This is a genomic window from Streptomyces sp. NPDC037288 (assembly GCF_055603265.1).
In genome coordinates, this window is sequence record NZ_JBVJVY010000011.1 from 105,888 (window position 1) to 129,839 (window position 23,952).

At 71.9% G+C, this 23,952-nt stretch carries 24 protein-coding genes; 16 read left to right on the forward strand and 8 right to left on the reverse strand.

Features of this window, described 5'->3' with window-relative positions:
* Nucleotides 1–18 precede the first annotated feature (18 nt).
* A complete protein-coding gene (locus ACZ7GZ_RS15880) occupies nt 19–690 on the forward strand; it encodes a hypothetical protein (protein ID WP_471024506.1) in 672 nt (223 codons plus the stop codon).
* Here the strand turns inward: ACZ7GZ_RS15880 and ACZ7GZ_RS15885 are convergent.
* Together ACZ7GZ_RS15885 and ACZ7GZ_RS15890 are read right to left on the reverse strand one after the other, a co-directional pair.
* The gene (locus tag ACZ7GZ_RS15885) at nt 665–1,771 is read right to left on the reverse strand and encodes an adenylate/guanylate cyclase domain-containing protein (RefSeq protein ID WP_471024507.1); all 1,107 of its coding nucleotides are present in this window, start codon (nt 1,769–1,771) and stop codon (nt 665–667) included. The two genes, ACZ7GZ_RS15880 and ACZ7GZ_RS15885, sit on opposite strands and share 26 nt — an antisense overlap.
* 272 nt (nt 1,772–2,043) lie before the next feature.
* Nucleotides 2,044–2,904: a biotin--[acetyl-CoA-carboxylase] ligase gene (locus ACZ7GZ_RS15890; RefSeq protein ID WP_471024508.1), complete on the reverse strand. Its 861-nt coding sequence runs from the start codon at nt 2,902–2,904 to the stop codon at nt 2,044–2,046.
* A 110-nt stretch (nt 2,905–3,014) separates the two neighbouring features.
* Here ACZ7GZ_RS15890 and ACZ7GZ_RS15895 point away from each other — a divergent pair, with 110 nt between their 5' ends.
* The 4 genes from ACZ7GZ_RS15895 to ACZ7GZ_RS15910 all read left to right on the forward strand — a co-directional run bounded on the left by ACZ7GZ_RS15895 (nt 3,015) and on the right by ACZ7GZ_RS15910 (nt 5,670).
* Nucleotides 3,015–4,598 (forward strand): acyl-CoA carboxylase subunit beta, encoded by a 1,584-nt coding sequence (locus tag ACZ7GZ_RS15895; protein WP_471024509.1) that lies wholly within the window; start codon nt 3,015–3,017, stop codon nt 4,596–4,598.
* A gap of 9 nt (nt 4,599–4,607) precedes the next feature.
* Nucleotides 4,608–4,817 (forward strand): acyl-CoA carboxylase epsilon subunit, encoded by a 210-nt coding sequence (locus ACZ7GZ_RS15900; RefSeq protein WP_471024511.1) that lies wholly within the window; start codon nt 4,608–4,610, stop codon nt 4,815–4,817.
* Between the two features lie 72 nt (nt 4,818–4,889).
* Nucleotides 4,890–5,018, forward strand: coding sequence for a morphogenic membrane protein MmpB (gene mmpB / locus ACZ7GZ_RS15905; RefSeq protein ID WP_351238713.1), 129 nt, complete (start codon nt 4,890–4,892; stop codon nt 5,016–5,018).
* A 34-nt stretch (nt 5,019–5,052) separates the two neighbouring features.
* Nucleotides 5,053–5,670: a Maf family protein gene (locus ACZ7GZ_RS15910; protein ID WP_471024513.1), complete on the forward strand. Its 618-nt coding sequence runs from the start codon at nt 5,053–5,055 to the stop codon at nt 5,668–5,670.
* Here ACZ7GZ_RS15910 and ACZ7GZ_RS15915 read toward each other — a convergent pair.
* The gene (locus tag ACZ7GZ_RS15915; protein WP_471024514.1) at nt 5,642–6,238 is read right to left on the reverse strand and encodes a hypothetical protein; all 597 of its coding nucleotides are present in this window, start codon (nt 6,236–6,238) and stop codon (nt 5,642–5,644) included. The two genes, ACZ7GZ_RS15910 and ACZ7GZ_RS15915, sit on opposite strands and share 29 nt — an antisense overlap.
* A 380-nt stretch (nt 6,239–6,618) precedes the next feature.
* Between ACZ7GZ_RS15915 and ACZ7GZ_RS15920 the strand changes: the two genes are divergently transcribed.
* Nucleotides 6,619–8,391, forward strand: coding sequence for an acetyl/propionyl/methylcrotonyl-CoA carboxylase subunit alpha (locus tag ACZ7GZ_RS15920; RefSeq protein ID WP_471024516.1), 1,773 nt, complete (start codon nt 6,619–6,621; stop codon nt 8,389–8,391).
* A gap of 96 nt (nt 8,392–8,487) precedes the next feature.
* On the opposite strand, the gene ACZ7GZ_RS15925 is transcribed toward ACZ7GZ_RS15920, so the two are convergent.
* A complete protein-coding gene (locus tag ACZ7GZ_RS15925) occupies nt 8,488–9,423 on the reverse strand; it encodes a DeoR/GlpR family DNA-binding transcription regulator (RefSeq protein WP_471024517.1) in 936 nt (311 codons plus the stop codon).
* Nucleotides 9,424–9,589: 166 nt separating this feature from the next.
* The gene (locus ACZ7GZ_RS15930; protein WP_471024518.1) at nt 9,590–11,038 is read right to left on the reverse strand and encodes an NAD(P)H-quinone dehydrogenase; all 1,449 of its coding nucleotides are present in this window, start codon (nt 11,036–11,038) and stop codon (nt 9,590–9,592) included.
* Between the two features lie 96 nt (nt 11,039–11,134).
* Between ACZ7GZ_RS15930 and ACZ7GZ_RS15935 the strand changes: the two genes are divergently transcribed.
* The 3 genes from ACZ7GZ_RS15935 (at nt 11,135) to ACZ7GZ_RS15945 (ending at nt 14,268) form a co-directional block, all read left to right on the forward strand.
* Entirely contained in the window at nt 11,135–11,572 is a 438-nt protein-coding gene (locus tag ACZ7GZ_RS15935; protein WP_471024520.1) for a gamma-glutamylcyclotransferase family protein, read from the forward strand.
* Between the two features lie 122 nt (nt 11,573–11,694).
* The gene (locus tag ACZ7GZ_RS15940; RefSeq protein WP_069779055.1) at nt 11,695–12,519 is read left to right on the forward strand and encodes a purine-nucleoside phosphorylase; all 825 of its coding nucleotides are present in this window, start codon (nt 11,695–11,697) and stop codon (nt 12,517–12,519) included.
* Nucleotides 12,520–12,636: 117 nt separating this feature from the next.
* Nucleotides 12,637–14,268 carry a phospho-sugar mutase gene (locus tag ACZ7GZ_RS15945; RefSeq protein WP_471024522.1) on the forward strand — a complete coding sequence of 544 codons (1,632 nt, stop codon included), beginning with the start codon at nt 12,637–12,639 and terminating at the stop codon, nt 14,266–14,268.
* 125 nt (nt 14,269–14,393) lie between these two features.
* Here the strand turns inward: ACZ7GZ_RS15945 and ACZ7GZ_RS15950 are convergent, their stop codons facing one another.
* Nucleotides 14,394–15,086, reverse strand: coding sequence for a PH domain-containing protein (locus ACZ7GZ_RS15950; protein ID WP_471024523.1), 693 nt, complete (start codon nt 15,084–15,086; stop codon nt 14,394–14,396).
* A gap of 147 nt (nt 15,087–15,233) precedes the next feature.
* On the opposite strand from ACZ7GZ_RS15950, the gene deoC reads away from it, so the two are divergent.
* The 3 genes from deoC to ACZ7GZ_RS15965 are packed head-to-tail and all read left to right on the forward strand — an operon-like array spanning nt 15,234 to nt 18,536.
* Nucleotides 15,234–16,193, forward strand: coding sequence for a deoxyribose-phosphate aldolase (gene deoC, locus ACZ7GZ_RS15955; RefSeq protein ID WP_471024645.1), 960 nt, complete (start codon nt 15,234–15,236; stop codon nt 16,191–16,193).
* A gap of 5 nt (nt 16,194–16,198) precedes the next feature.
* A complete protein-coding gene (locus ACZ7GZ_RS15960) occupies nt 16,199–17,659 on the forward strand; it encodes an aldehyde dehydrogenase family protein (protein ID WP_471024525.1) in 1,461 nt (486 codons plus the stop codon).
* Nucleotides 17,652–18,536, forward strand: coding sequence for an aldehyde dehydrogenase family protein (locus tag ACZ7GZ_RS15965; protein WP_471024527.1), 885 nt, complete (start codon nt 17,652–17,654; stop codon nt 18,534–18,536). Before ACZ7GZ_RS15960 ends, ACZ7GZ_RS15965 begins: the two co-directional genes overlap by 8 nt.
* Before the next feature lie 85 nt (nt 18,537–18,621).
* Here the strand turns inward: ACZ7GZ_RS15965 and ACZ7GZ_RS15970 are convergent, their stop codons facing one another.
* On the reverse strand, nt 18,622–19,011 hold the full coding sequence (locus tag ACZ7GZ_RS15970) for a hypothetical protein (protein WP_471024528.1): 390 nt from the start codon (nt 19,009–19,011) through the stop codon (nt 18,622–18,624).
* 126 nt (nt 19,012–19,137) lie between these two features.
* On the opposite strand from ACZ7GZ_RS15970, the gene ACZ7GZ_RS15975 reads away from it, so the two are divergent.
* Nucleotides 19,138–19,773 (forward strand): uridine kinase family protein, encoded by a 636-nt coding sequence (locus ACZ7GZ_RS15975; protein ID WP_471024529.1) that lies wholly within the window; start codon nt 19,138–19,140, stop codon nt 19,771–19,773.
* Between the two features lie 167 nt (nt 19,774–19,940).
* On the opposite strand, the gene ACZ7GZ_RS15980 is transcribed toward ACZ7GZ_RS15975, so the two are convergent.
* Nucleotides 19,941–20,681 carry a SigE family RNA polymerase sigma factor gene (locus ACZ7GZ_RS15980; RefSeq protein ID WP_471024531.1) on the reverse strand — a complete coding sequence of 247 codons (741 nt, stop codon included), beginning with the start codon at nt 20,679–20,681 and terminating at the stop codon, nt 19,941–19,943.
* 239 nt (nt 20,682–20,920) lie between these two features.
* Here ACZ7GZ_RS15980 and afsQ1 point away from each other — a divergent pair, with 239 nt between their 5' ends.
* From afsQ1 to ACZ7GZ_RS15995, 3 genes are read left to right on the forward strand one after another with little or no spacing between them, the layout of a single operon-like run.
* Nucleotides 20,921–21,598 carry a two-component system response regulator AfsQ1 gene (gene afsQ1 / locus ACZ7GZ_RS15985; protein WP_159399211.1) on the forward strand — a complete coding sequence of 226 codons (678 nt, stop codon included), beginning with the start codon at nt 20,921–20,923 and terminating at the stop codon, nt 21,596–21,598.
* The gene (locus ACZ7GZ_RS15990; protein WP_471024532.1) at nt 21,595–23,187 is read left to right on the forward strand and encodes an ATP-binding protein; all 1,593 of its coding nucleotides are present in this window, start codon (nt 21,595–21,597) and stop codon (nt 23,185–23,187) included. The genes afsQ1 and ACZ7GZ_RS15990 overlap by 4 nt, the downstream gene beginning before the upstream one ends.
* Nucleotides 23,184–23,834, forward strand: coding sequence for a hypothetical protein (locus ACZ7GZ_RS15995; RefSeq protein ID WP_471024533.1), 651 nt, complete (start codon nt 23,184–23,186; stop codon nt 23,832–23,834). The genes ACZ7GZ_RS15990 and ACZ7GZ_RS15995 overlap by 4 nt, the downstream gene beginning before the upstream one ends.
* The last annotated feature ends 118 nt before the right edge of the window (nt 23,835–23,952 follow it).

Sequence of the window (23,952 nt, forward strand, 5' to 3'; positions counted from 1 at the left end):
GCGGCGGGGAGGGGAACCATGTCACCGATACGTGCGCAGTCCCGTACGGAAGAGGAGCCGGAGCGGCAGCGGGAGCCGCGGGACCAGGGCGAGCCGGTCGGCGCGTCCGCCGTACGACGCGGACGGCACCGCAAGCCGCGCCCCCGCAAAGTGCTGCTCGCCGCCGGCGGACTCGCCCTGGCCGCGGGCGTGCTCAGCCTGGTCCGGGTCGCGTCGGACGCCGGCGTCGGCGTCCCGGGCACGGCGGAGGCCGAGCCGCGCCCCGACGCGGGCGGCGGCGCCACGGAACCCGCGGCGCACACCGCCGCCACGGTCGCCGCCACCCCCACCGCGCTGCCCTCGGCGACCTCCGTCATGGGCGGCCGCAGCCTCCCGGAGACGACCCCCCGTCCGGCCGGGGCCGGCCCCCACACGGCCGCACCCACGGCGCCGCCTGGCAGCACCACCGCTCCGAGCGCCGCCCCCGGCGGACCGGCCGCCACCCACGGCAACCCGTCGCGGCCCCCGGCGACGCCCTCCGCCCCGCCTCCTGCCCCGACCGCCTCGCGGTCCACACCGACCAGCCCGGCGCCCACCCACAGCACGGCGGGCCCGGCTCCGGGCGGGCCGGGCGGGCTGTGCGTGCCGGTGCTCGGCCTGTGCGTGGATCGAGGGGGTGAGGGGGCTACGCCTGGCCGTCGCGGCGGGTGAGCAGCCAGGGCTCGACCACGCCGAGCCCGCGGACCGGGCGCTGCCACATGGGCTGGAGCGCGAAGCGGTACACCGGCGGCTCCTCGCCCTCCTTCTCGGCCGCCGCCGCGGCCTCGGCCGCCTCCGCCTCGGATGCGGGCGCCTCGCCGGTGCGGATCAGCTCCTCGGCGAAGGCGCTGTCCATCAGCACGGCGTCCCGCGGCGCTATCGAGGTCAGCCGGGAGGCCAGGTTCACCGTCGTACCGAAGACATCACCCATACGAGTGGTGACCGTGCCGAACGCCATGCCGACCCGCAGCTCCGGCATGGTCTCGTCGTTCGAGAGCGTCTCGACCAGCCGCAGCGCGATGTCCGCGGCGATCCCGGCGTCGTCCGCCGCGTACAGCACCTCGTCGCCGAGGGTCTTGATCAGCCTGCCGCCGCGCGCGGCCACCAGGTCGGCGGCGGTCGTCTCGAACGCCTCGACCAGCTCGCCCAGCTCCTCCTCCTCCATCCGGCGGGTCAGCCGCGTGAACCCCACAAGGTCGGCGAAGCCGACGGCGAGCCGCCGGTCGACCATCTCCTCGTCGTCGGCCGACTGCACGACCCGTCCGGCCGAGGCGGCGAGCTGGCGGCGCCAGACGTAGACCAGGAACTCCTCCAGCTCGGGCAGGAGCAGCTCGACGATCGGGTACGTCACCTCGGTGCGGGTCATTCCCGGCTCGGGCGGCTCGGTCAGGCCCTCCAGGAAGGAATCCATCTGCCACTCGGCCAACCGGGCGGTGGTCTGCCCGGTGGACCGGGCCACCTGCACCGCCATGGCCTCGCTGAGCAGCCCCGCCTCGACCAGACCGGCCAGGCGGCGCAGGGCCAGTACGTCGGCCTCGGTGAGCGCCTTGGCCTGGCCGATGTCGGCGAAGCCCATGGCCCGCCAGAACCGTGACGCCAGCTCCATGGAGACGCCGGCGCTACGGGCCGCCTGGAACGGGGTGTAGCGGCGCTCGGCGCCCAGGATGAGCTGTTCGAGGCGCAGGGCCAGCGGATCCTCGCCGGGGTCGGCGGCGTCCGCGCCCGCGCCGGAGCCCGTGTCGTCGACGGTCACGCCTGCTGCCCTTCCGATCTGCCGCGGTCACGTTTCGACCGGCCTCAACTCTACGGCAGGTGTGCGCCAGCTCACTCCGTCGGGTTCGGCCGACGGTACGCCTCCCGGCGCCGCGTGCGCCGGGAGGCGTTGCCGCTGGCCTACCCCGGGGCCGCGCCCCCGGACCCGCGCGTCGGGGCGTGTCCGGGGGTGCCCTCACCGTCGCCGAGTCGGACCGTGCACGGCTGGTCGCGCACCCCGCACGGCGCGGGGCACCGCCGGCGCCGCACCCCCTACGCGGGACGCAGATGCACGATGTCCCCCGCCCCCACAGGTTCCCGCACCCCGGCCTCCGTCGCGATGACCAGCCGGCCGTCCCCGTCGACCGCCACCGCCTCACCCACGAGCGCGCGATCCCCGGGCAACTCCGCCCGCACCGTGCGCCCCAACGTCGCGCACCCGGCCGCATACATCTCCTGCAGCCCGCTCACCGCGGCGTCACCACCGGCGCGCCGCCACCGCCCGTACCAGTCCTCCAGCGACCGCAGCACCGCCCGCAGCAGCGGATCCCGGTCCGTGGTCACCGCCCCGGCCAGCGCCAGCGACCCCGCCTGGGGCACCGGCAGCTCCTGCGCCCGCAGCGTGACGTTGATGCCGACGCCGATGACCACACCGTCCTCTCCGGCCCGCTCGGCGAGGATGCCGCCGGCCTTGCGCTCCTCCCCGCCCACGGTCACCAGCAGGTCGTTGGGCCACTTCAGCGCCGTGTCCACGCCCGCCGCCCGGGACAGCCCGGTCGACACGGCGACACCCGTGAGCAGCGGCAGCCAGCCCCACCGCACCACCGGGACCTCGACGGGCCGCAGGAACACGGAGAAGAACAGGCCCGAGCGCGCCGGTGCCGTCCAGCGGCGGTCCAGGCGCCCCTTGCCCGCCGTCTGCTCCTCCGCCACCAGCACGGCGCCTTCCTCGGCCTTGCCGGCGGCGGCCCGGGCGACCAGGTCGGAGTTGGTGGAGCCGGTGCGCTGCACCACGTCCAGTGCGCTGTACAGGCCCCCCTCCCGGACCAGTGCGCGCCGCAGTGCCGCGGCGTTCAGGGGCGGACGGTCCAGATCGGACCAGCGACTGTCGTCTGATGCATTGTGCGGCGTCATGCAAGTCACCCTAGGTGTGGGAAACGCCGCACTGCCGACCCGCAGGCCCAGCACTACTCTACGGATGAGTAACCGTCCCCCCTTTTGAGCAGGCAGGGAGCCGCATCCCGATGTCCGAGCCGGAAGAGATCGACATCCACACGACCGCTGGCAAGCTGGCGGATCTCCAGCGCCGCATCCACGAGGCGACGCACGCCGGCTCGGAACGCGCCGTCGAGAAGCAGCATGCCAAGGGCAAACTGACGGCCCGTGAGCGCGTCGAACTCCTCCTCGACGAGGGCTCCTTCGTCGAGCTGGACGAGTTCGCCCGCCACCGCTCCACCAACTTCGGACTCGACAGGAACCGCCCCTACGGCGACGGTGTCGTGACCGGGTACGGGACCGTCGACGGACGTCCCGTCGCCGTGTTCTCGCAGGACTTCACCGTCTTCGGCGGGGCGCTGGGCGAGGTCTACGGGCAGAAGATCGTCAAGGTCATGGACTTCGCCCTCAAGACCGGCTGCCCGGTCATCGGCATCAACGACTCCGGCGGCGCCCGCATCCAGGAAGGCGTCGCCTCCCTCGGCGCCTACGGTGAGATCTTCCGCCGCAACACCCACGCCAGCGGCGTGATCCCGCAGATCAGCCTGGTCGTCGGCCCCTGTGCCGGCGGAGCCGTGTACTCCCCGGCCATCACCGACTTCACGGTCATGGTCGACCAGACCTCGCACATGTTCATCACCGGCCCGGACGTCATCAAGACCGTCACCGGCGAGGACGTCGGCTTCGAGGAGCTGGGCGGGGCCAGGACCCACAACACGGCGTCCGGTGTGGCGCATCACATGGCCGGCGACGAGAAGGACGCCGTCGAGTACGTCAAGCAGCTGCTGTCGTACCTGCCGTCCAACAACCTCTCCGAGCCCCCGGTCTTCCCCGAGGAGGCCGATCTCGCCGTCAGCGACGAGGACCGCGAGCTGGACACCGTCGTGCCCGACAGCGCGAACCAGCCGTACGACATGCACACCGTGATCGAACACATCCTGGACGACGGCGAGTTCTTCGAGACGCAGTCCCTGTTCGCGCCGAACATCCTCACCGGGTTCGGGCGGGTCGAGGGCTTCCCGGTCGGCATCGTCGCCAACCAGCCCATGCAGTTCGCCGGCTGCCTGGACATCGACGCGTCCGAGAAGGCCGCCCGGTTCGTGCGCACCTGCGACGCCTTCAACATCCCCGTGCTGACCTTCGTGGACGTGCCGGGCTTCCTGCCGGGCGTCGACCAGGAGCACACCGGCATCATCCGGCGCGGCGCCAAGCTGATCTTCGCCTACGCGGAGGCGACGGTCCCGCTGATCACCGTCATCACCCGCAAGGCCTTCGGCGGGGCGTACGACGTCATGGGCTCCAAGCACCTCGGCGCCGACCTCAACCTGGCCTGGCCCACCGCCCAGATCGCCGTCATGGGCGCCCAGGGCGCGGTCAACATCCTGCACCGCCGCACCATCGCCGAGGCCGACGACGTCGAGGGCACCCGGGCCCGGCTGATCCAGGAGTACGAGGACACCCTCCTCAACCCCTACGTGGCGGCCGAGCGCGGCTACGTCGACGCGGTGATCATGCCCTCCGACACCCGCGCCCACATCGTCCGCGGCCTGCGTCAGCTGCGCACCAAGCGGGAATCCCTGCCTCCGAAGAAGCACGGCAACATCCCCCTGTAAGGAGCCGCTGTGACGATCAAAGTCGTACGGGGCAACCCGACCCCGGAGGAGCTGGCCGCCGCCCTGGCGGTGGTCCGCGCCCGCGCCGCGGCGGCAGCGGCGACGCCGCCCGGCGCGGACGGCCCCAGGGACGCCTGGTCCGACCCGGGCAGGATCGCCTCCGCCCGCTTCCCCAAGCCGGGCCCGGCGTCGTGGACGCGCACCTACTGGCCGGGCTAGGAGCGAGACGGGGCGCCAAGTTGAGTACGTCTACTCAGGCGCCCCCCACGGCCGACGCCCCACGCTGGAGGCATGCTGTGGTCAGACCCTGAAGACGAGCCGCCGAAGGAACTGCGCGACGCGCAGGACATGATGCGGCGGCTCGGTCTCTTCATGGCCCTGGCCATGATCCTGGCCATGCTCGTCATCGGCCTGAGGTGAGCCGAACGACACCACACCTGACTAACCTGGCCGCATGACTGCCACGCCACGCCGCCGCCTGATCCTCGCCTCCGCCTCCCCCGCCCGGCTGGGCCTGCTGAGGCAGGCCGGCCTCTCACCCGAGGTGATCGTCAGCGGCGTCGACGAGGACGCCGTCACCGCGCCCACCCCGGCGGAGCTGGCGCTCGCCCTGGCCGAGGCCAAGGCCTCGGTCGTGGCGGCGAAGCCGGAGGTGCGGGGCGCCCTGGTGATCGGCTGCGACTCGGTGCTGGAGCTGGACGGGCAGGCCCTGGGCAAGCCCGCCGACGCCGAGGAGGCGACCGCCCGCTGGAAGGCGATGCGCGGGCGGGCCGGCACCCTCCAGACGGGGCACTGCATCTGGGACACGGCGGCCAAGCGGTACGTGTCCGGGACCGCGTCCACCGTCGTCCGTTTCGGTGAGCCCAGCGACGAGGAGATCGCGGCGTACGTGGCGTCCGGCGAGCCCCTCTACGTCGCCGGGGCCTTCACCCTGGACGGCCGTTCGGCGCCGTTCATCGAGGGCATCGAGGGCGACCACGGCAACGTGATCGGCATCAGCCTGCCCCTGGTGCGCAAGCTGCTGGCCGAACTGAACGTCCGGATCACGGAGTTGTGGTCGCCGGACGAGTGACCTGGGCGGGCACGGAGTCCCGCGGTTCGCCGTGCCCGTCGTCCCCGCGCTGCGGCGCCTCCGTACGGGGCCCCGGTACGGCCGCCGGGCCCGCTCCCGGGGCCGGAGCCGTGCCCGAGGCCGGCTCGGCCTCCGTCTTCCCGTCGCCGTCCTGCCCCGCTCCCCCTCCGGAGGCACCCCGTTGCGGGCCGGCGTCACGGTCGTACGTCATCAGGAGCAGGACGACGAGCCCCAGTACGACCACCATGAACAGGAACGCCGTCCAGCCGACCAGGCCCCAGGCGAAGGCGCCCAGCAGGCCGTGGACGACCGCCACGCTGATCAGCAGGACGCGTCCGAACCCCGCGGGGGCGCGGTCGCGTATCGCGACCAGGACGGCCACCAGCGCGCACAGCGCGAAGTAGAGCCCGAAGACGACGCCGCCGACCTTCGAGGACGTCGCCATCGTCGACGGGTCGAGGCCGGCCAGGGACATGTCCTGGCGGTCGACCACCACTCCGAGGAACCAGTTCAGCGCGGCGATGAAGACGCCCTCCGCCAGAAGGACGACCGCCACGACCCATGCCACCGGTCTGCGCACCACCGGTCCCCACCCACTCTCGAGCCAGCTGCTTGTTACCCCAGGTACGTTCGAGCCATAGCGAACGCTACTAACGGGTAAACCCCGGGACAAGGGTTCGTGCGCCGGCAAAGAATCATTGGGCCATTCGTAGGGACTCGACAAAGAAACTGAGTGGGCCGCAGCACGCTCTCACAGAGACCTTGACCACATGGCGGGGCTAGGGTTTCCGCGAGGAGTCCTGCGTATCCAAGGTGCGACAAGGCTTTTCGCGGGTCGAGCGAGCCTCGGATCACGCTCCGTGTGGGCAAGCTCACCATTGGGGACGGGTCGAAGTGCCGTGTCGGCAGTCCCTAAACTCGGCTTGTTTCAAGGAGGGAGCCTCAATCGTGCGCAAGGTGCTCATCGCCAACCGTGGCGAAATCGCTGTCCGCGTGGCCCGGGCCTGTCGGGACGCCGGGATCGCGAGCGTGGCCGTATACGCCGACCCGGACCGGGACGCTCTGCATGTCCGCGCCGCGGATGAGGCGTTTGCCCTGGGCGGTGACACCCCGGCCACCAGCTACCTGGTCATCGACAAGATCCTGAACGCGGCGCGCGAGTCCGGCGCGGACGCCGTCCATCCGGGGTACGGATTCCTCTCGGAGAACGCCGAGTTCGCGCAGGCGGTCCTGGACGCCGGTCTGATCTGGATCGGCCCGCCGCCGCACGCGATCCGCGATCTGGGTGACAAGGTCGCCGCCCGGCACATCGCCCAGCGCGCCGGTGCCCCGCTGGTGGCCGGTACACCCGATCCGGTGAGCGGCGCCGGGGAGGTCGTGGCCTTCGCGGAGGAGCACGGCCTGCCGATCGCGATCAAGGCCGCCTTCGGTGGCGGTGGCCGCGGTCTGAAGGTCGCCCGGACCCTCGAGGAGGTCCCCGAGCTGTACGAGTCGGCGGTGCGCGAGGCGGTCGCCGCCTTCGGCCGCGGCGAGTGCTTCGTCGAGCGCTACCTGGACCGTCCGCGGCACGTCGAGACCCAGTGCCTGGCCGACAAACACGGCAACGTGGTCGTCGTCTCCACCCGTGACTGCTCCCTGCAGCGCCGCCACCAGAAGCTGGTCGAGGAGGCCCCCGCGCCGTTCCTGTCCGACGAGCAGGTCGCCGAGCTGTACCGGGCCTCGAAGGCCATCCTGAAGGAGGCCGGCTACGAGGGAGCCGGCACCTGTGAGTTCCTGGTCGGCCAGGACGGCACGATCTCCTTCCTGGAGGTGAACACCCGCCTCCAGGTGGAGCACCCGGTGACCGAGGAGGTCGCCGGCATCGACCTGGTCCGCGAGATGTTCCGCATCGCCGACGGCGAGGAGCTGGGTTACGACGACCCGGTGCTGCGCGGTCACTCGTTCGAGTTCCGCATCAACGGCGAGGACCCGGGCCGCAACTTCCTCCCGGCCCCCGGCACGGTCACCACGTTCGCCCCGCCGTCCGGCCCCGGTGTCCGCCTGGACGCGGGCGTGGAGTCCGGCTCGGTCATCGGCCCGGCGTGGGACTCACTGCTCGCCAAGCTGATCGTGACCGGCCGCACCCGCAAGGAGGCCCTGGAGCGGGCCGCCCGCGCGCTGGACGAGTTCCAGGTCGAGGGCATGGCGACGGCGATCCCCTTCCACCGCGTGGTGGTCAGGGACCCGGCGTTCGCTCCCGAGCTGACCGGCTCCACCGACCCGTTCACGGTCCACACCCGCTGGATCGAGACCGAGTTCGTCAACGAGATCAAGGCCTTCGCCGCCCCCGCCGACACCGAGGCGGAGGAGGACGCGGGCCGCGAGACGGTCGTCGTCGAGGTCGGCGGCAAGCGCCTGGAGGTCTCCCTGCCCTCGTCCCTCGGCATGTCCCTGGCCCGCACCGGCCTCGCGGCCGGCGCCAAGCCGAAGCGCCGCGCGGCCAAGAAGTCCGGCCCCGTCGCCTCCGGCGACACCCTCGCCTCCCCGATGCAGGGCACGATCGTCAAGGTCGCGGTCGAGGAGGGCCAGGAGGTCAAGGAGGGCGACCTGGTCGTGGTCCTGGAGGCCATGAAGATGGAACAGCCCCTGAACGCCCACAAGGCGGGCACCATCAAGGGCCTGAACGCCGAGGTCGGCGCCTCCGTCACCTCCGGCGCGGTGATCTGCGAGATCAAGGACTGACGCAGGCTTCACAGTGACGCCCGGTGGACCGACTGGTTCGGTCCACCGGGCGTCGCCCTTTTCAACTGCCGCAGGTCCTACGGCGATGAGGCACCCTCAGCGCCTGCGAAGGTCGGCCACTCGGCCCCGCTCAGCCCCCGTCGGCTCCCCGAACCCCGCCCCCGACCGAAGCCCCATCCCCCTGCGCGGCCCCGGCAGCGGAGCACGACGCGCCGGGGCCTGTTCACCCCCCGAAGGGGCTCCCGCTCCGCTCGCCCCCGCCACGGCGATCTGCACCCCCTGGTCGGCGAGAGCCTGCAACTCCATGCCGGCTCGGTCGTCGTTCGCGGGCGGCTCGTCGGTGACCAGGCGGGTGATGACGTCGGTCGGCACGGTCTGGAACATCGTGTCCGTGCCGAGCTTGGTGTGGTCGGCGAGGACCACGACCTCCGCGGCGGCCTGCACCAGCGCCCGGTCGACGGACGCCGAGAGCATGTTGGACGTGGACAGCCCGCGCTCGGCGGTGAGCCCACTGCCGGACAGGAAGGCCTTCGACACGCGCAGCCCCTGCAGGGACTGCTCCGCGCCGGAGCCGACGAGGGCGTAGTTGGAGCCGCGCAGGGTGCCGCCGGTCATCACGACCTCCACCCGGTTGGCATGGGCCAACGCCTGGGCCACCAGCAACGAGTTGGTGACGACGGTCAGGCCGGGCACCCGCGCGAGCCGGCGGGCCAGCTCCTGCGTGGTGGTACCCGCGCCGACCACGATGGCCTCGCCCTCTTCGACGAGGCCCGCCGCGAGGTCGGCGATGGCCGTCTTCTCGGCGGTCGCGAGATGGGACTTCTGCGGGAAGCCGGATTCTCGCGTGAACCCGCCCGGTAGTACCGCACCGCCATGTCGGCGGTCGAGGAGTCCTTCTGCCTCCAGTGCCCGCACGTCCCGCCGTACGGTCACTTCGGAGGTCTGGACGACGCGGGCGAGCTCACGGAGCGACACGGCACCGTTCGCTCGCACCATTTCGAGGATCAATTGGCGACGTTCAGCAGCGAACACGAAACTGACAGTAACCCCAGCGACCGTCTGGTTTCAGCAGTTTGCGCCGAATAACAGAAGTTGTTCGCATGGTGGGGCGGGAAGTGGTATAGGACCTACCCGCCCCGACTATGCCGTACGCACACGCGGCAACTCCCCGTGACCAGCGGGAAGTCGGATCCGGCCGTCAGGCCTCCGCGCCCGCCTTGCGGGTGTGCAGCTGCCGGGCCACCTCGGCGATCGACCCCGAAAGGGAGGGGTACACCGTGAACGCGTTCGCGATCTGTTCGACCGTCAGATTGTTGTCGACGGCGATCGAGATGGGGTGGATCAGTTCCGAGGCGCGGGGCGCGACGACCACACCGCCGACGACGATGCCCGTACCCGGCCGGCAGAAGATCTTCACGAAGCCGTCCCGGATGCCCTGCATCTTGGCGCGCGGGTTGCGCAGCAGGGGCAGCTTGACGACCCGGGCGTCGATCTTGCCCCCGTCCACGTCCGCCTGGCTGTAGCCGACGGTGGCGATCTCGGGGTCGGTGAAGACGTTGGAGGAGACCGTCTTCAGGTTCAGCGGGGCCACCGCGTCGCCGAGGAAGTGGTACATGGCGATACGTCCCTGCATGGCGGCGACGGACGCGAGGGCGAAGACACCGGTCACGTCACCGGCCGCATAGACGCCCGGAGCGGTCGTCCTGGACACCTTGTCGGTCCAGATGTGCCCAGACTCGCGCAGCTTGACACCGGCCTCCTCCAGGCCGAGCCCCGCACTGTTCGGAATGGCGCCGACGGCCATCAGACAGTGTGTGCCGCTGATGACACGCCCGTCGGCCAGCGCCACCTCGACCCGGTCGCCGACGCGCTTGGCGGACTGCGCACGGGAACGGGCCATGACGTTCATGCCGCGGCGCCGGAAGACGTCCTCCAGCACGGCGGCGGCGTCCGGGTCCTCGCCCGGCAGCACACGGTCCCGGGACGACACGAGGGTGACCTTGGACCCGAGGGCCTGGTAGGCACCGGCGAACTCGGCACCGGTCACACCGGAGCCGACCACGATCAGCTCTTCCGGCAACTCGGTGAGGTCGTAGACCTGGGTCCAGTTCAGGATGCGCTCGCCGTCGGGCTGGGCGTCGGGCAGCTCGCGCGGGTGACCACCGGTGGCGATGAGGACGGCGTCGGCGGTGAGGGTCTCCTCGGTGCCGTCGGCGGCGGTGACGACGACCTTCCGGGACCCGTCGAGGGCCTGCATGCCGTCCAGCCGGCCGCGGCCGCGCATGACCCGGGCGCCGGCACGCGTGACGGAGGCGGTGATGTCGTGGGACTGGGCGAGGGCCAGCCGCTTCACACGGCGGTTGACCTTCCCCAGATCCACCCCGACCACCCGGGCGGCCTGCTCCAGCGGCGGCGTGTCGTCGGCGACGATGATCCCCAGCTCTTCGTACGACGAATCGAAGGTGGTCATCACCTCGGCCGTAGCGATGAGCGTCTTCGACGGCACGCAGTCGGTCAGCACCGACGCTCCGCCCAGACCGTCGCAGTCGACGACGGTCACCTCCGCACCGAGCTGGGCGGCCACCAGGGCCGCTTCGTATCCGCCGGGTCCGCCACCGATGATCACGATCCGAGTCACGTACTCCATTGTCCCGCACCCTTCAAGGTGCTACTGCCCCGGGGCGCACGGAAGCTTCGGCTGGGACACGGGTGACCGGCGTTTCCCCTGCCGTACCCTCTCTCCATGTCGCTCTATGCCGCGTACGCCGGCAACCTCGACGCGGGCCTGATGTCCTTCCGCGCCCCGCACTCCCCACTGCGCGCCACGGGCTGGCTGAACGGCTGGCGGCTGACGTTCGGCGGCGAGCAGCCGGGCGGGGAGGGCGCGCTGGCGACGATCGTCGAGGACCCGCTCGCGCAGGTCTTCGTCGGCCTGTACGACATCGCACCCATGGACGAGGAGCCCCTCGACCGGTGGGAAGGCGTGGAAGACGACCTCTACCGCCGTATGCGGGTGCGCGTGCACACCCTCGACGGCGAGGAGGCGGCGTGGACGTACGTCCTCAACGGCTACGAGGGCGGCCTGCCCTCGGCGCACTACCTGGGCGAGATCGCCGACGCGGCGGAGTCCGCCGGGGCACCCCACGACTACGTGATGGAACTCCGCAAGCGCCCCTGCTGACGCCCCTCCGGTGGCTTCCCGCCGGTTTGCCTGCTGTTTGTGGAAAACGACAAGGCAACGATTCCAATCCCGTGAGCTCCGTCATCTACGCGCGTAGGCGAAGACGAGCTACCCTCGTCGGCGTGAACGCATCTCTTCTTCCGGACGACATCCAGGGCGACCCCTACGCCGCCGCCGACGCCGCCGCCGCGCGCCTGCGCGAACTCACCGGCGCCGAGACCCACGACGTCGCCCTCGTGATGGGCTCCGGCTGGGCTCCGGCCGTCGACGCCCTGGGCGCACCCGACGCCGAGTTCCAGGTCACCGAGCTGCCCGGCTTCCCGCCGCCGGCCGTCGCGGGGCACGGCGGCAAGGTCCGCTCGTACTCCTTCGGTGACAAGCGCGCGCTGGTCTTCCTGGGCCGCACCCACTACTACGAGGGCCGTGGCGTGGCCGCCGTGGCCCACGGCGTCCGCACCGCCGTGGCGGCCGGCTGCAAGACGGTGGTCCTCACCAACGGCTGCGGCGGCCTGCGCGAGGGCATGCGCCCCGGCCAGCCGGTCCTGATCAGCGACCACATCAACCTCACGGCCACGTCCCCGATCGTCGGCGCCAACTTCGTCGACCTGACGGACCTGTACTCCCCGCGCCTGCGCGCCCTGTGCAAGGAGATCGACCCCTCCCTGGAGGAGGGCGTCTACGCGCAGTTCCCCGGCCCGCACTACGAGACCCCGGCCGAGATCCGCATGGCCCGTGTCATCGGCGCGGACCTGGTCGGCATGTCCACCGTCCTGGAGGCCATCGCCGCCCGCGAGGCCGGCGCCGAGGTGCTGGGCATCTCCCTGGTCACCAACCTGGCGGCCGGCATGACCGGCGAGCCCCTCAACCACGAGGAGGTCCTCCAGGCGGGCCGCGACTCGGCCGCACGCATGGGCGAGCTGCTGGGCCAGGTGCTGGGCAAGCTGTAAGCGCCGCCAAGCCCGTCCGCCCGCCTGCCGGCCGACGGTTTCGGGCGGGCGGACGGGAAACGGGGCTGGGGGCGGAACCCCAGTGGACCAGGCAAACACGGAGAGGTTGATCCCAAGGTGCACGACGATCTCATCGCCCGGGCCAAGGCCTGGCTCGCCGAGGATCCCGACCAGGAGACTCGCGACGAACTGGCCAAGCTGATCGAGGCCGGCGACGCAGCGGAGCTGACCGCCCGCTTCAGCGGCACGCTGCAATTCGGCACCGCCGGCCTGCGAGGCGAGCTGGGCGCGGGCCCGATGCGCATGAACCGCTCGGTCGTCATCCGCGCCGCGGCCGGCCTCGCCGCGTACCTGAAGAACAAGGGCCAGACCGACGGAGTCGTCGTCATCGGCTACGACGCCCGCCACAAGTCCGCCGACTTCGCCCGGGACACCGCCGCCGTCATGACCGGCGCCGGCCTGCGCGCGGCCGTGCTCCCCCGCCCCCTCCCCACCCCCGTCCTGGCCTTCGCCATAAGGCACCTCGGCGCGGTCGCGGGCGTCGAGGTCACCGCCAGCCACAACCCGCCCCGGGACAACGGTTACAAGGTCTACCTCGGCGACGGCTCCCAGATCGTGCCGCCGGCCGACGCGGAGATCGCCGCCGAGATCGACGCGATCGCCTCCCTGAACGACGTCCCCCGCCCGGAGGCCGGCTGGGAGACCCTGGACGACACGGTCCTGGAGGCCTACCTCGCCCGCACGGACGCCGTACTGTCCCCCGCCTCCCCCCGCACCGCCCGCACCGTCTACACGGCCATGCACGGCGTCGGCAAGGACGTCCTGCTCGCCGCGTTCGCCCGCGCCGGCTTCCCCGGTCCGGTGCTGGTCGCCGAGCAGGCCGAGCCGGACCCCGACTTCCCGACGGTGGCGTTCCCCAACCCGGAGGAGCCGGGCGCGATGGACCTCGCCTTCGCCCAGGCCCGCGCGACCGACCCGGACCTGATCATCGCCAACGACCCCGACGCGGACCGCTGCGCCGTGGCCGTCAAGGACGGCGGCGACTGGCGCATGCTGCGCGGCGACGAGGTCGGGGCGCTCCTCGCCGCCCACCTGGTCCGGCGCGGGGCGCAGGGCACCTTCGCGGAGTCGATCGTCTCCTCCTCCCTCCTCGGCCGCATCGCGGAGAAGGCGAACCTCCCCTACGAGGAGACGCTGACCGGCTTCAAGTGGATCGCCCGCGTGGACGGCCTGCGCTACGGCTACGAGGAGGCCCTCGGCTACTGCGTGGACCCCGAGGGCGTACGCGACAAGGACGGCATCACGGCGGCCCTGCTGATCACCGAGCTGGCCTCGCAGCTGAAGTCGGAGAACCGCACCCTCCTCGACCTCCTCGACGACCTCGCCGTGGAACACGGCCTGCACGCCACCGACCAGCTCTCGGTCCGCGTCCAGGACCTCTCCCTCATCGCCGACGCGATGCGCCGCCTGCGCGAGCAGCCGCCGACCGAGCTGGCCGGCCTGCCCATCACCCGCGCCGAGGACCTGACCCGGGGCACCGACAGACTGCCCCCCACGGACGGCCTGCGCTACACCCTCGACGGCGCCCGCGTGATCGTCCGCCCGAGCGGCACCGAGCCGAAGCTGAAGTGCTACCTGGAGGTCGTCGTACCGGTCGCCGCCCACACCGGCCTGCCGGCCGCCCGGGCCCGCGCGACGGAACTCCTGACCACGATCAAGCGGGACCTGTCGGCGGCGGCCGGCATCTGACCCGGACACCGAAAACGGGGTGCCCCGACTCGGGGCACCCCGTTTTTCCGTTCCTCGCCGGGCTCGTCCGGCGTGCGCACGAGGCGCGACCGCGTCCCCGGCCCTCGCCCCTCCTGCCGGAACCCTCAGCCCGTGGCCAGCAGAATCGCGAACAGAACCGCCCCCGCCAGCGCCGGTGCGATCACCTCGTACGCCCACCGCACGGTGACCTCTCCCTGTGCGGACTCCGCCTCGCCCCGCCGGTCCAGCAGTTCCCGCAGCTCGTCCATGACCTGGTCGGTCTCCGCGCGGGTCGGTCCGGTCGTGGCACCGGTGCGGCCGGCACCGCCGAGGGCGCCCAGGCCGCCGGTTCCCCGGCTCGCCGCCCCCGCGCCGCTCGCCGCCTCCGCCGCCGCCCGCGCCTTGCGCGCCTCCGCCTTCTTGCGGGCCCGCAGCGAGACGGGAATGGACCACAGCTGGTACTTGGTGCCGGACCTGGCGACGACCTCGTTGGAGTAGCCGGAGCGCAGCGAGGCGACCTCGCCCCAGGGCAGGTTGATCACCCGGAACGGGTTGCGGATCCGCAGCCGGTCCTCGCCCGCGAAGACCGCCGGGCGGAGGGTGAAGGCGATCACCAGCGGCACCGCCAGGATCATTCCGGCGAGCGCCAGCCACGGGGTGCGGCCGTGGCCCTGGAACAGCGCGTCGAAGCCGAGCCAGCCGACGACGAGGAGCAGCAGCACGCCGCCCGCGAGCGCCATGGGCGAGCGATAGATCCGGTCCTGGTGGGTGGGCACCGGAGGCTGTGACGCGGGTGACTGGTGGTCCGGGGTCGTCATGGTCCCGATTCTGCACGACGCCGCCGCCGGTGCCTCCACGCGGCCCGGCACCGGCGCTCATCCGTGATCTTCAGGTGGAAGATGAGCGCCGACCGCGCCCCGGGGCTATACATTCGCTACGCGCGTAGATATGCTCGTCTGGTGACCATGCCCACTACCGCACCCACAGCTCACGTTCTCTCGGATGTCACCGCGTCCGACAGCACGCTGCGCCGCTTCCTGCACGGGCTGCCCGGCGTCGACGCGGTCGGCCTGGAGGCGCGCGCCGCATCTCTCGGCACCCGTTCCATCAAGACCACCGCGAAGGCGTACGCCATCGACCTCGCCATCTCGATGGTCGACCTGACGACGCTGGAAGGCGCGGACACCCCGGGCAAGGTCCGGGCGCTCGGCGCCAAGGCGGTCCACCCCGACCCGACGGACCGTACGACCCCGACCACGGCCGCGGTCTGCGTGTACCCCGACATGGTGGCCGCCGCCAAGGAGGCCGTCGCCGGCTCCGGCGTGAAGGTCGCCTCGGTCGCCACCGCCTTCCCGGCCGGCCGCGCCGCCCTCGACATCAAGCTGGCCGACGTCCGTGACGCCGTCGCCGCGGGCGCCGACGAGATCGACATGGTCATCGACCGGGGCGCGTTCCTGGCCGGCAAGTACCTGAAGGTGTACGACGAGATCGTCGCCGTGAAGGAGGCCTGCGGCGACAGCGCCCGCCTGAAGGTCATCTTCGAGACCGGCGAGCTGTCGACGTACGACAACATCCGGCGCGCCTCCTGGCTCGGCATGCTCGCCGGTGCCGACTTCATCAAGACCTCGACCGGCAAGGTGGCCGTCAACGCCACCCCCGCGAACACGCTCCTCATGCTGGAGGCGGTACGGGACTTCCGCGCCCAGACCGGCGTCCAGGTCGGCGTGAAGCCCGCGGGCGGCATCCGCACCTCCAAGGACGCCATCAAGTTCCTCGTCCTCGTCAACGAGACGGCCGGCGCGGACTGGCTGGACAACCACTGGTTCCGCTTCGGCGCCTCCTCGCTCCTGAACGACCTGCTGATGCAGCGTCAGAAGCTGGCTACCGGCCGCTACTCCGGCCCTGACTACGTGACGGTGGACTGATCACCATGACCGAAAAGATCACGGAAAAGCGGTCTTCCGCATTCGAGTACGCGCCGGCGCCCGAGTCCCGCTCGGTCGTCGACATCGCCCCCTCCTACGGCCTGTTCATCGACGGCGAGTTCGCCGACGCGGCCGACGGCAAGGTCTTCAAGACCGTCTCGCCGTCGACGGAGGAGGTCCTCTCGGAGGTCGCCCAGGCCGGTTCCGAGGACGTCGACCGTGCGGTGAAGGCCGCCCGCAGGGCCTTCGAGAAGTGGTCCGCGCTGCCCGGCTCCGAGCGCGCCAAGTACCTCTTCCGCATCGCCCGCATCATCCAGGAGCGCAGCCGCGAGCTGGCCGTCCTGGAGACGCTGGACAACGGCAAGCCGATCAAGGAGACGCGCGACGCCGACCTGCCGCTCGTGGCCGCGCACTTCTTCTACTACGCGGGCTGGGCCGACAAGCTCGACCACGCCGGCTACGGCGCGAACCCGCGTCCGCTGGGCGTGGCCGGCCAGGTCATCCCCTGGAACTTCCCGCTCCTGATGCTGGCCTGGAAGATCGCCCCGGCCCTGGCGACCGGCAACACGGTCGTCCTGAAGCCCGCCGAGACGACGCCCCTCTCCGCCCTGTTCTTCGCGGACATCTGCCGCCAGGCCGGCCTGCCCAGGGGTGTCGTCAACATCCTCCCGGGCTACGGCGACACGGGCGCCGCGCTGGTCGCGCACCCGGACGTGAACAAGGTGGCCTTCACCGGCTCCACGGCCGTGGGCAAGGCGATCGCGCGGACCGTCGCGGGCACCCGCAAGAAGCTCACCCTCGAACTGGGCGGCAAGGGCGCCAACATCGTCTTCGACGACGCCCCGATCGACCAGGCGGTGGAAGGGATCGTCAACGGGATCTTCTTCAACCAGGGCCAGGTCTGCTGCGCGGGCAGCCGCCTGCTCGTCCAGGAGTCGATCCAGGACGAGCTGCTGGAGTCCCTGAAGCGCAGGCTCTCCACCCTCCGCCTCGGCGACCCGCTGGACAAGAACACCGACATCGGTGCGATCAACTCCGCCGAGCAGCTGGCCCGGATCACCACGCTGGCCGAGCGGGGCGAGGCGGAGGGCGCCGAGCGCTGGTCCCCGGCCTGCGAGCTGCCGGCCTCCGGCTACTGGTTCGCCCCGACGCTGTTCACGAACGTCACCCAGGCGCACACCATCGCCCGCGACGAGATCTTCGGCCCGGTGCTGTCGGTCCTGACCTTCCGCACGCCCGACGAGGCCGTCGCCAAGGCCAACAACACCCAGTACGGCCTTTCCGCCGGCATCTGGACCGAGAAGGGCTCCCGGATCCTGGCCGTCGCGAACAAGCTGCGCGCCGGCGTCGTCTGGTCCAACACGTTCAACAAGTTCGACCCGACCTCGCCGTTCGGCGGCTACAAGGAGTCGGGCTTCGGCCGCGAGGGCGGCCGCCACGGCCTGGAGGCGTACCTCGATGTCTGACCGTTTGAGCGTCTTCAAGACCTACAAGCTGTACGTCGGCGGGAAGTTCCCGCGTTCCGAGAGCGGCCGGGTGTACGAGGTGAGCGACTCGAAGGGCAACTGGCTGGCGAACGCCCCCCTGTCCTCCCGCAAGGACGCCCGGGACGCGGTCGTGGCCGCGCGCAAGGCGTTCGGCGGCTGGTCCGGCGCGACCGCCTACAACCGCGGCCAGGTCCTCTACCGCGTCGCGGAGATGCTGGAGGGCCGCCGGGAGCAGTTCGTGCGCGAGGTCGCGGACGCCGAGGGCCTGTCGAAGTCGAAGGCCGCCGCGGTCGTGGACGCGACCATCGACCGCTGGGTCTGGTACGCGGGCTGGACCGACAAGATCGCCCAGGTGATCGGCGGCGCCAACCCGGTCGCGGGCCCGTACTTCAACCTCTCCTCGCCCGAGCCGACCGGCGTGGTCGCCGTCCTGGCCCCGCAGGACTCGTCCTTCCTGGGCCTGGTGTCGGTCGTGGCCCCCGTGATCGCCACCGGCAACACGGCGGTCGTGGTCGCCTCGGAGAAGGCCCCGCTGCCCGCCCTCTCCCTGGGCGAGGTCCTGGCCACCTCCGACGTCCCGGGCGGCGTGGTCAACGTCCTGTCCGGCCGTACGGCGGAGATCGCGGCGCCGCTGGCCGCGCACCAGGACGTCAACGCGATCGACCTCGCGGGCGCCGGCGAGGAGCTGGCGAAGGAGCTGGAGATCGCGGCGGCGGACAACCTGAAGCGCGTACTGCGTCCACAGCCTGTGGATTACCTCGAGACGCCGGGCATCGACCGGATGACGGCGTTCCTGGAGACCAAGACGGTCTGGCACCCGACGGGTTCGCTGGGCGCTTCCGGCTCGTCGTACTGAGCCGCATCCGCGGCCCCCACGGCCGAGAGCCGCGTCTTCCCTCCGTCCGGGGGAGACGCGGCTCTCTCGTGTGCCGCCGGCCGGCTCAGGCCCCGCCGCCGCCCAGCAGTCCGCCGACCGTCCGTTCCAGCGTCGGTACGACGCCGACCGTCCCGGTCTCGACGAGCGGGCCGGTGTATCCGGAGACGTCGCCGTCGTCCGCCGGGCCGGCGGCGACACTGCCGACCGGGGTGTACTGGAGGGCCTGGACGGGCACGGTGGCGTACTGCAGGCCACTGGTCGCGCCCTGCACGGCGGCCTGCGGGGCCATCGTCCCGAAGGTGGCGGCGGGCCGCCAGGGCACCTCCGCGAGGCGAGCGGCGTCCGTGCCCGCGGACGCCGTCACCGCGGCCGCGCCCAGCGCCGCCGAGGCGGTCGCGAGGACGATCAGGGCCCGCTTCGCGGTGTGGTTGAGGGGGAACGCGTGTCGTGCCATCCAGGGGCCGCCTTCGGTTGCGTGAGGTAACGGGTTCGACACGAAGAGTAGTTGAGGCGGGAGTCACGCTCAAAAGCCGACCCGCGGGGTCGGCAGGCGGCCCCCCATGCGTCAAACTGGTGTTCCGTGAGCCTTCATCTCCCGTCCCCCGCCCGTGTCGTCCTGCTGTGCGGCCCCTCGGGCTCGGGCAAGTCCCTCGTCGCCGCCCGCTCCGGGCTCCCCGTGCTGCGCCTCGACGACTTCTACAAGGAAGGCGACGACCCGACTCTGCCGCAGGTGGCGGGGAGTTCGGACATCGACTGGGACCACCCCGGGTCGTGGGACGCGGACGTCGCCGTCGAGGCCATCGCCCGCCTGTGCGCCACCGGGTCGACGCCGGTACCGGTGTACGACATCGCACGCAGTGCCCGTACGGGCGAGGAGACGCTGAGCATCGGCCGTACCCGGCTGTTCATCGCGGAGGGCATCTTCGCCGCGGAGATCGTCGAGCGCTGCCGCGAGCTGGGGCTGCTGGCGGACGCACTGTGCCTGACCCGGGGCGCCGTCACCACCTTCCGCCGCCGCTTCCTGCGCGACCTGAGGGAGGGGCGCAAGTCGGTGCCGTTCCTGCTGCGCCGCGGCTGGCGGCTGATGCGCGCGGAGCGGTCGATCGTCGCCCGCCAGGTGTCCCTGGGCGCGCATCCGTGCGACCGGGACGAGGCCCTCGGCCGGCTGGCGGCGGCAACAGCGGGACGGCAGGTGCGCCGCCAGACGGTGGCGTGACCGGCGTACGGACGGCCCTACCGGCGTACGCAACGCGAAACGGGACTGGTCGGACCCCCCGGCCCACCAGTCCCGTTCCCCTTGCTCCCCCGTGCCCCTCCCCCAGTGGTTCCCCCGTTTCTCCCCCGTGTTTCCCCCTCAGGTCACCCCCCAGTGACCCCTGGCCTTCAGGCGACGAGTTCGCCGAAGGCGTCCTCCTGGTCACGGCCGAAGCTGAGGACCTCGTCCTCGCGCAGCCGGCGGAGCGACCGCCAGATGCTGGACTTCACCGTGCCGACACTGATGTCGAGGATCTCCGCGATCTCCGGGTCCGTGCGGCCCTCGTAGTAACGCAGGACCAGCATGGTGCGCTGGAGCTCGGGCAGCCGGGCCAGCGCCTGCCACAGGACCGCGCGCAGCTCGGTGCCGCGCATCGCGTCCGTGTCGGAGGGCGTCTCCGGCAGTTCCTCGGTCGGGTACTCGTTGAGCTTGCGGCGCCGCCAGGCGCTGATGTGCAGGTTGGTCATGGTGCGGCGGAGATAGCCGCCGACCGCCGCCTTGTCGCTGATCCGGTCCCACGCCCTGTACGTCGAGAACAGCGCGCTCTGCAGCAGGTCCTCGGCCTCGAAGCGGTCACCGGTCAGGTGGTAGGCGGTGGCGTACAGGGAGGCGCGGCGCTCCTGGACGTAGGCGGTGAACTCCGCCTCCGTCAGCGAACGGCGCTGCTCCCCCGAGTCCTCCCTGTACGCGGTTCCCCCGTGCGTTTCCCCCGTGTGCGCGTCAACCACCGACATGTATGCCGGGTGCTGACGCCCGGTGCCGCGAGCGCACCCCCGCCCGCTCACGGCACCGGACTTCTCGGACCCCCGGTGCACGTCGTGCAGACGCGTGACTACGGCGCTGGTGCTGATGCTGTGCAGCGTGTTCATCTCGCGCTCCCCGTCGTGGACTTGCGGTGGTTCGGTCGTGCGCGGGCCGGTTCGGATGACCGCCCTGCCCGTGCCCAAAAGACTGCCGGGGTGACTTCATGGACGTGTCCGCCGACTGTCACAGACCTGTCACAGGGGTCCGGCCCAGGCCCGTCACAGGAAGTGCACACTGCGTGGCGGCGGGGAGGGCCTGGTGCGCGCAGGTCGTACGAACCCCGTCCATGGGCCAGAATGAGCCCGTGCCTTCCCTGTTGCTGATCGAGGACGACGACGCCATCCGTACGGCCCTGGAGCTCTCTCTGACGCGCCAGGGACACCGGGTGGCCACCGCTGCCAGCGGTGAGGACGGTCTGAAGCTGCTGCGCGAACAGCGGCCAGACCTGATCGTGCTGGACGTGATGCTGCCCGGCATCGACGGTTTCGAGGTGTGCCGGCGCATCCGGCGCACCGACCAGCTGCCGATCATCCTGCTGACCGCGCGCAACGACGACATCGACGTCGTGGTCGGGCTGGAGTCCGGCGCCGACGACTATGTCGTCAAGCCGGTCCAGGGCCGGGTGCTGGACGCCCGGATCCGGGCCGTACTGCGGCGCGGCGAGCGCGAGTCCAGCGATTCGGCGACCTTCGGCAGCCTGGTCATCGACCGCTCGGCGATGACCGTGACGAAGAACGGCGAGGATCTGCAGCTGACCCCGACCGAGCTCAGGCTGCTGCTGGAGCTGAGCCGGCGGCCCGGTCAGGCGCTGTCCCGGCAGCAGCTGCTGCGGCTGGTGTGGGAGCACGACTACCTCGGTGACTCGCGGCTCGTGGACGCCTGTGTGCAGCGGCTGCGCGCGAAGGTCGAGGACGTGCCCTCGTCCCCGACCCTGATCCGTACCGTCCGTGGCGTCGGCTACCGCCTGGACGTCCCTCAGTGACCGACGGGCAAGGGGGGCTGCGCGGGTGGTCCGCGCGGCGCAAGGGAAGTCTGTCGCGGCTCAGGTTCACCAGTCTCAGGCTGCGCCTGGTCGTGGTTTTCGCACTGGTCGCGCTCACCGCGGCGGTGTCCGCGTCCGGCATCGCCTACTGGCTGAACCGGGAGGCGGTGCTCACCCGCGCCCAGGACGCGGTGCTGCGCGACTTCCGGCAGGAGATGCAGAACCGCGCGGGCGCGCTGCCGGAACACCCCACGCAGGACCAGCTCCAGCGCGCGGCGGGCCAGATGGCGGCCGGCAGCCAGCACTTCAGCGTGCTGCTGGTGGCCCAGGACGCCGACGGCAAGACGGTGTACGGCAACTCGGGCGGCATCAACGTCTTCGCGCTGGAGGACGTGCCGAAGTCGCTGCGCACGGCCGTGGCCAAGCGGCAGAAGGTGACCGACGCCAACCGGGAGCCGTACCACCTGTACTGGCAGCGGGTCGTGGACCACGGCACGCCCTATCTGGTGGCCGGCACGCGCGTCATAGGCGGCGGTCCGACCGGCTACATGGCGAAGTCCCTGGAGCCGGAGGCCAAGGACCTCAACTCGCTGGCCTGGTCGCTGGGCATCGCCACCGGGCTGGCGCTGATCGGTGCGGCGCTGCTCGCGCAGGCCGCCGCCACGACCGTGCTGAAGCCGGTGCACCGGCTCGGCGTGGCCGCCCGGCGGCTCGGTGAGGGCAGGCTGGACACGCGGCTGCGGGTGTCCGGCACGGACGAACTCGCGGATCTGTCCCGGACGTTCAACAACGCGGCCGAGGCCCTGGAACAGCGGGTCGCGGAGATGGCCGCGCGGGACGAGGCCTCGCGGCGCTTCGTCGCCGACATGAGCCATGAGCTGCGGACGCCGCTGACCGCCATCACCGCCGTGACGGAGGTGCTGGAGGAGGAGCTGGAGTTCGAGTCGGGGAGCATCGACCCGATGATCGAGCCCGCGGTACGGCTGGTGGTCAGCGAGACCCGCCGGCTGAACGACCTGGTCGAGAACCTGATGGAGGTCACCCGCTTCGACGCGGGCACCGCCCGGCTGGTCCTGGACGACGTCGACGTTGCCGACCAGATCACCGCCTGCATCGACGCCCGGGCCTGGCTGGACGCGGTCGACCTGGACGCCGAACGCGGTATCCACTCCCGCCTCGATCCGCGCCGGCTGGACGTCATCCTCGCCAACCTGATCGGCAACGCCCTCAAGCACGGCGGATCGCCGGTGCGGGTGTCGGTGCGGGAGTCGGACGACTCGATGGTGATCGAGGTCCGCGACCACGGACCCGGCATCCCCGAGGACGTCCTGCCGCACGTCTTCGACCGCTTCTACAAGGCGAGCGCCTCCCGGCCGCGCTCCGAGGGCAGCGGCCTGGGCCTGTCCATCGCCATGGAGAACGCCCACATCCACGGCGGCGAGATCACCGCCGCCAACTCGCCCGACGGCGGCGCGGTGTTCACCCTCACGCTGCCACGGGACGCCTCCCGGCTGACGGAGGAGGCGGAGGGGGGCCCTCAACAGGACAAGCAGGAAACCGACGACAGTTCAGGAGAGGAGGGGTCATGACCGCGCGGACCGAGAGACGACGCCGGACCGTGGGACGACGCCAGGCCGTGAGACGACGCCTGGTGGGGCTGCCCCTCCTGGGTCTGCTGCTCGCCGGCTGCGGCATCCGGGCCACCCAGGTGCCGACCGACTTCGGCGCGGCGCCCTCCCGGGTGCCGTGCTCGCTGGCCGGGCCGAACCCGTCCACGCAGTCCTCGCAGGGGGTGCCCGTGCAGGTCTTCCTGCTGTGCGGGGCCTCCCTGGTGACCGTCGACCGGACGGTACGCGTCCCCGAGGGGACCCCGGACGCGCGGCGCCGGGTCATAGTGGCGCAGGGGCTGCTGGACCAGCTCGCCGCGGCGCCCTCCGCCGCGGAGCGCTCCGCGGGCTATGCGACGTACGTGCCGGGCGGTCTCAGCGTGAGCGGGCCCGGCCCGGGGAACCCCGAGGACACGCTCCGGCTGAGCACGGCACCGTCGCGTCTGACCTCCTACGCCCTGGCCCAGCTGGTGTGCACCCTGTCCGACTCGGCGGCGACGGAGGGCGACGGCTCGGTCATCCTGGGCGGCCCGGCCAACGACAGGCTGCGCCGCTACGAATGCACGGGCGAGGTCCGCGACCGCCCCGGAAGCGTCCAGCCCCCCTCCAGCGAGGTCGGACGCACATAGCGGCTCCCGCCGTCGGGGCCGCCCGTCGCGGGCGCGGAGGGGCGGCACGGGTGGGCACGGGGGTGGGCAAGGTGCACCGGATGGTTGCGGTGCGGAACCGTTCGTACCCGGGGCTGCG

Bases quoted from the DNA above. Each gene is read 5' to 3' on its own strand.
- ACZ7GZ_RS15935 (WP_471024520.1), top strand. From the start codon at position 11,135: ATGTCGCTCTATGCCGCGTACGCCGGCAACCTCGACGCGGGCCTGATG.
- ACZ7GZ_RS15965 (WP_471024527.1), top strand. From the start codon at position 17,652: ATGTCTGACCGTTTGAGCGTCTTCAAGACCTACAAGCTGTACGTCGGC.
- ACZ7GZ_RS15995 (WP_471024533.1), top strand. From the start codon at position 23,184: ATGACCGCGCGGACCGAGAGACGACGCCGGACCGTGGGACGACGCCAG.
- ACZ7GZ_RS15970 (WP_471024528.1), bottom strand. From the start codon at position 19,011: ATGGCACGACACGCGTTCCCCCTCAACCACACCGCGAAGCGGGCCCTG.
- ACZ7GZ_RS15880 (WP_471024506.1), top strand. From the start codon at position 19: ATGTCACCGATACGTGCGCAGTCCCGTACGGAAGAGGAGCCGGAGCGG.
- ACZ7GZ_RS15890 (WP_471024508.1), bottom strand. From the start codon at position 2,904: ATGACGCCGCACAATGCATCAGACGACAGTCGCTGGTCCGATCTGGAC.
- ACZ7GZ_RS15950 (WP_471024523.1), bottom strand. From the start codon at position 15,086: ATGACGACCCCGGACCACCAGTCACCCGCGTCACAGCCTCCGGTGCCC.
- ACZ7GZ_RS15895 (WP_471024509.1), top strand. From the start codon at position 3,015: ATGTCCGAGCCGGAAGAGATCGACATCCACACGACCGCTGGCAAGCTG.
- mmpB (WP_351238713.1), top strand. From the start codon at position 4,890: ATGCTGTGGTCAGACCCTGAAGACGAGCCGCCGAAGGAACTGCGCGAC.
- deoC (WP_471024645.1), top strand. From the start codon at position 15,234: ATGCCCACTACCGCACCCACAGCTCACGTTCTCTCGGATGTCACCGCG.
- ACZ7GZ_RS15960 (WP_471024525.1), top strand. From the start codon at position 16,199: ATGACCGAAAAGATCACGGAAAAGCGGTCTTCCGCATTCGAGTACGCG.
- ACZ7GZ_RS15930 (WP_471024518.1), bottom strand. From the start codon at position 11,038: ATGGAGTACGTGACTCGGATCGTGATCATCGGTGGCGGACCCGGCGGA.
- ACZ7GZ_RS15910 (WP_471024513.1), top strand. From the start codon at position 5,053: ATGACTGCCACGCCACGCCGCCGCCTGATCCTCGCCTCCGCCTCCCCC.
- ACZ7GZ_RS15980 (WP_471024531.1), bottom strand. From the start codon at position 20,681: ATGAACACGCTGCACAGCATCAGCACCAGCGCCGTAGTCACGCGTCTG.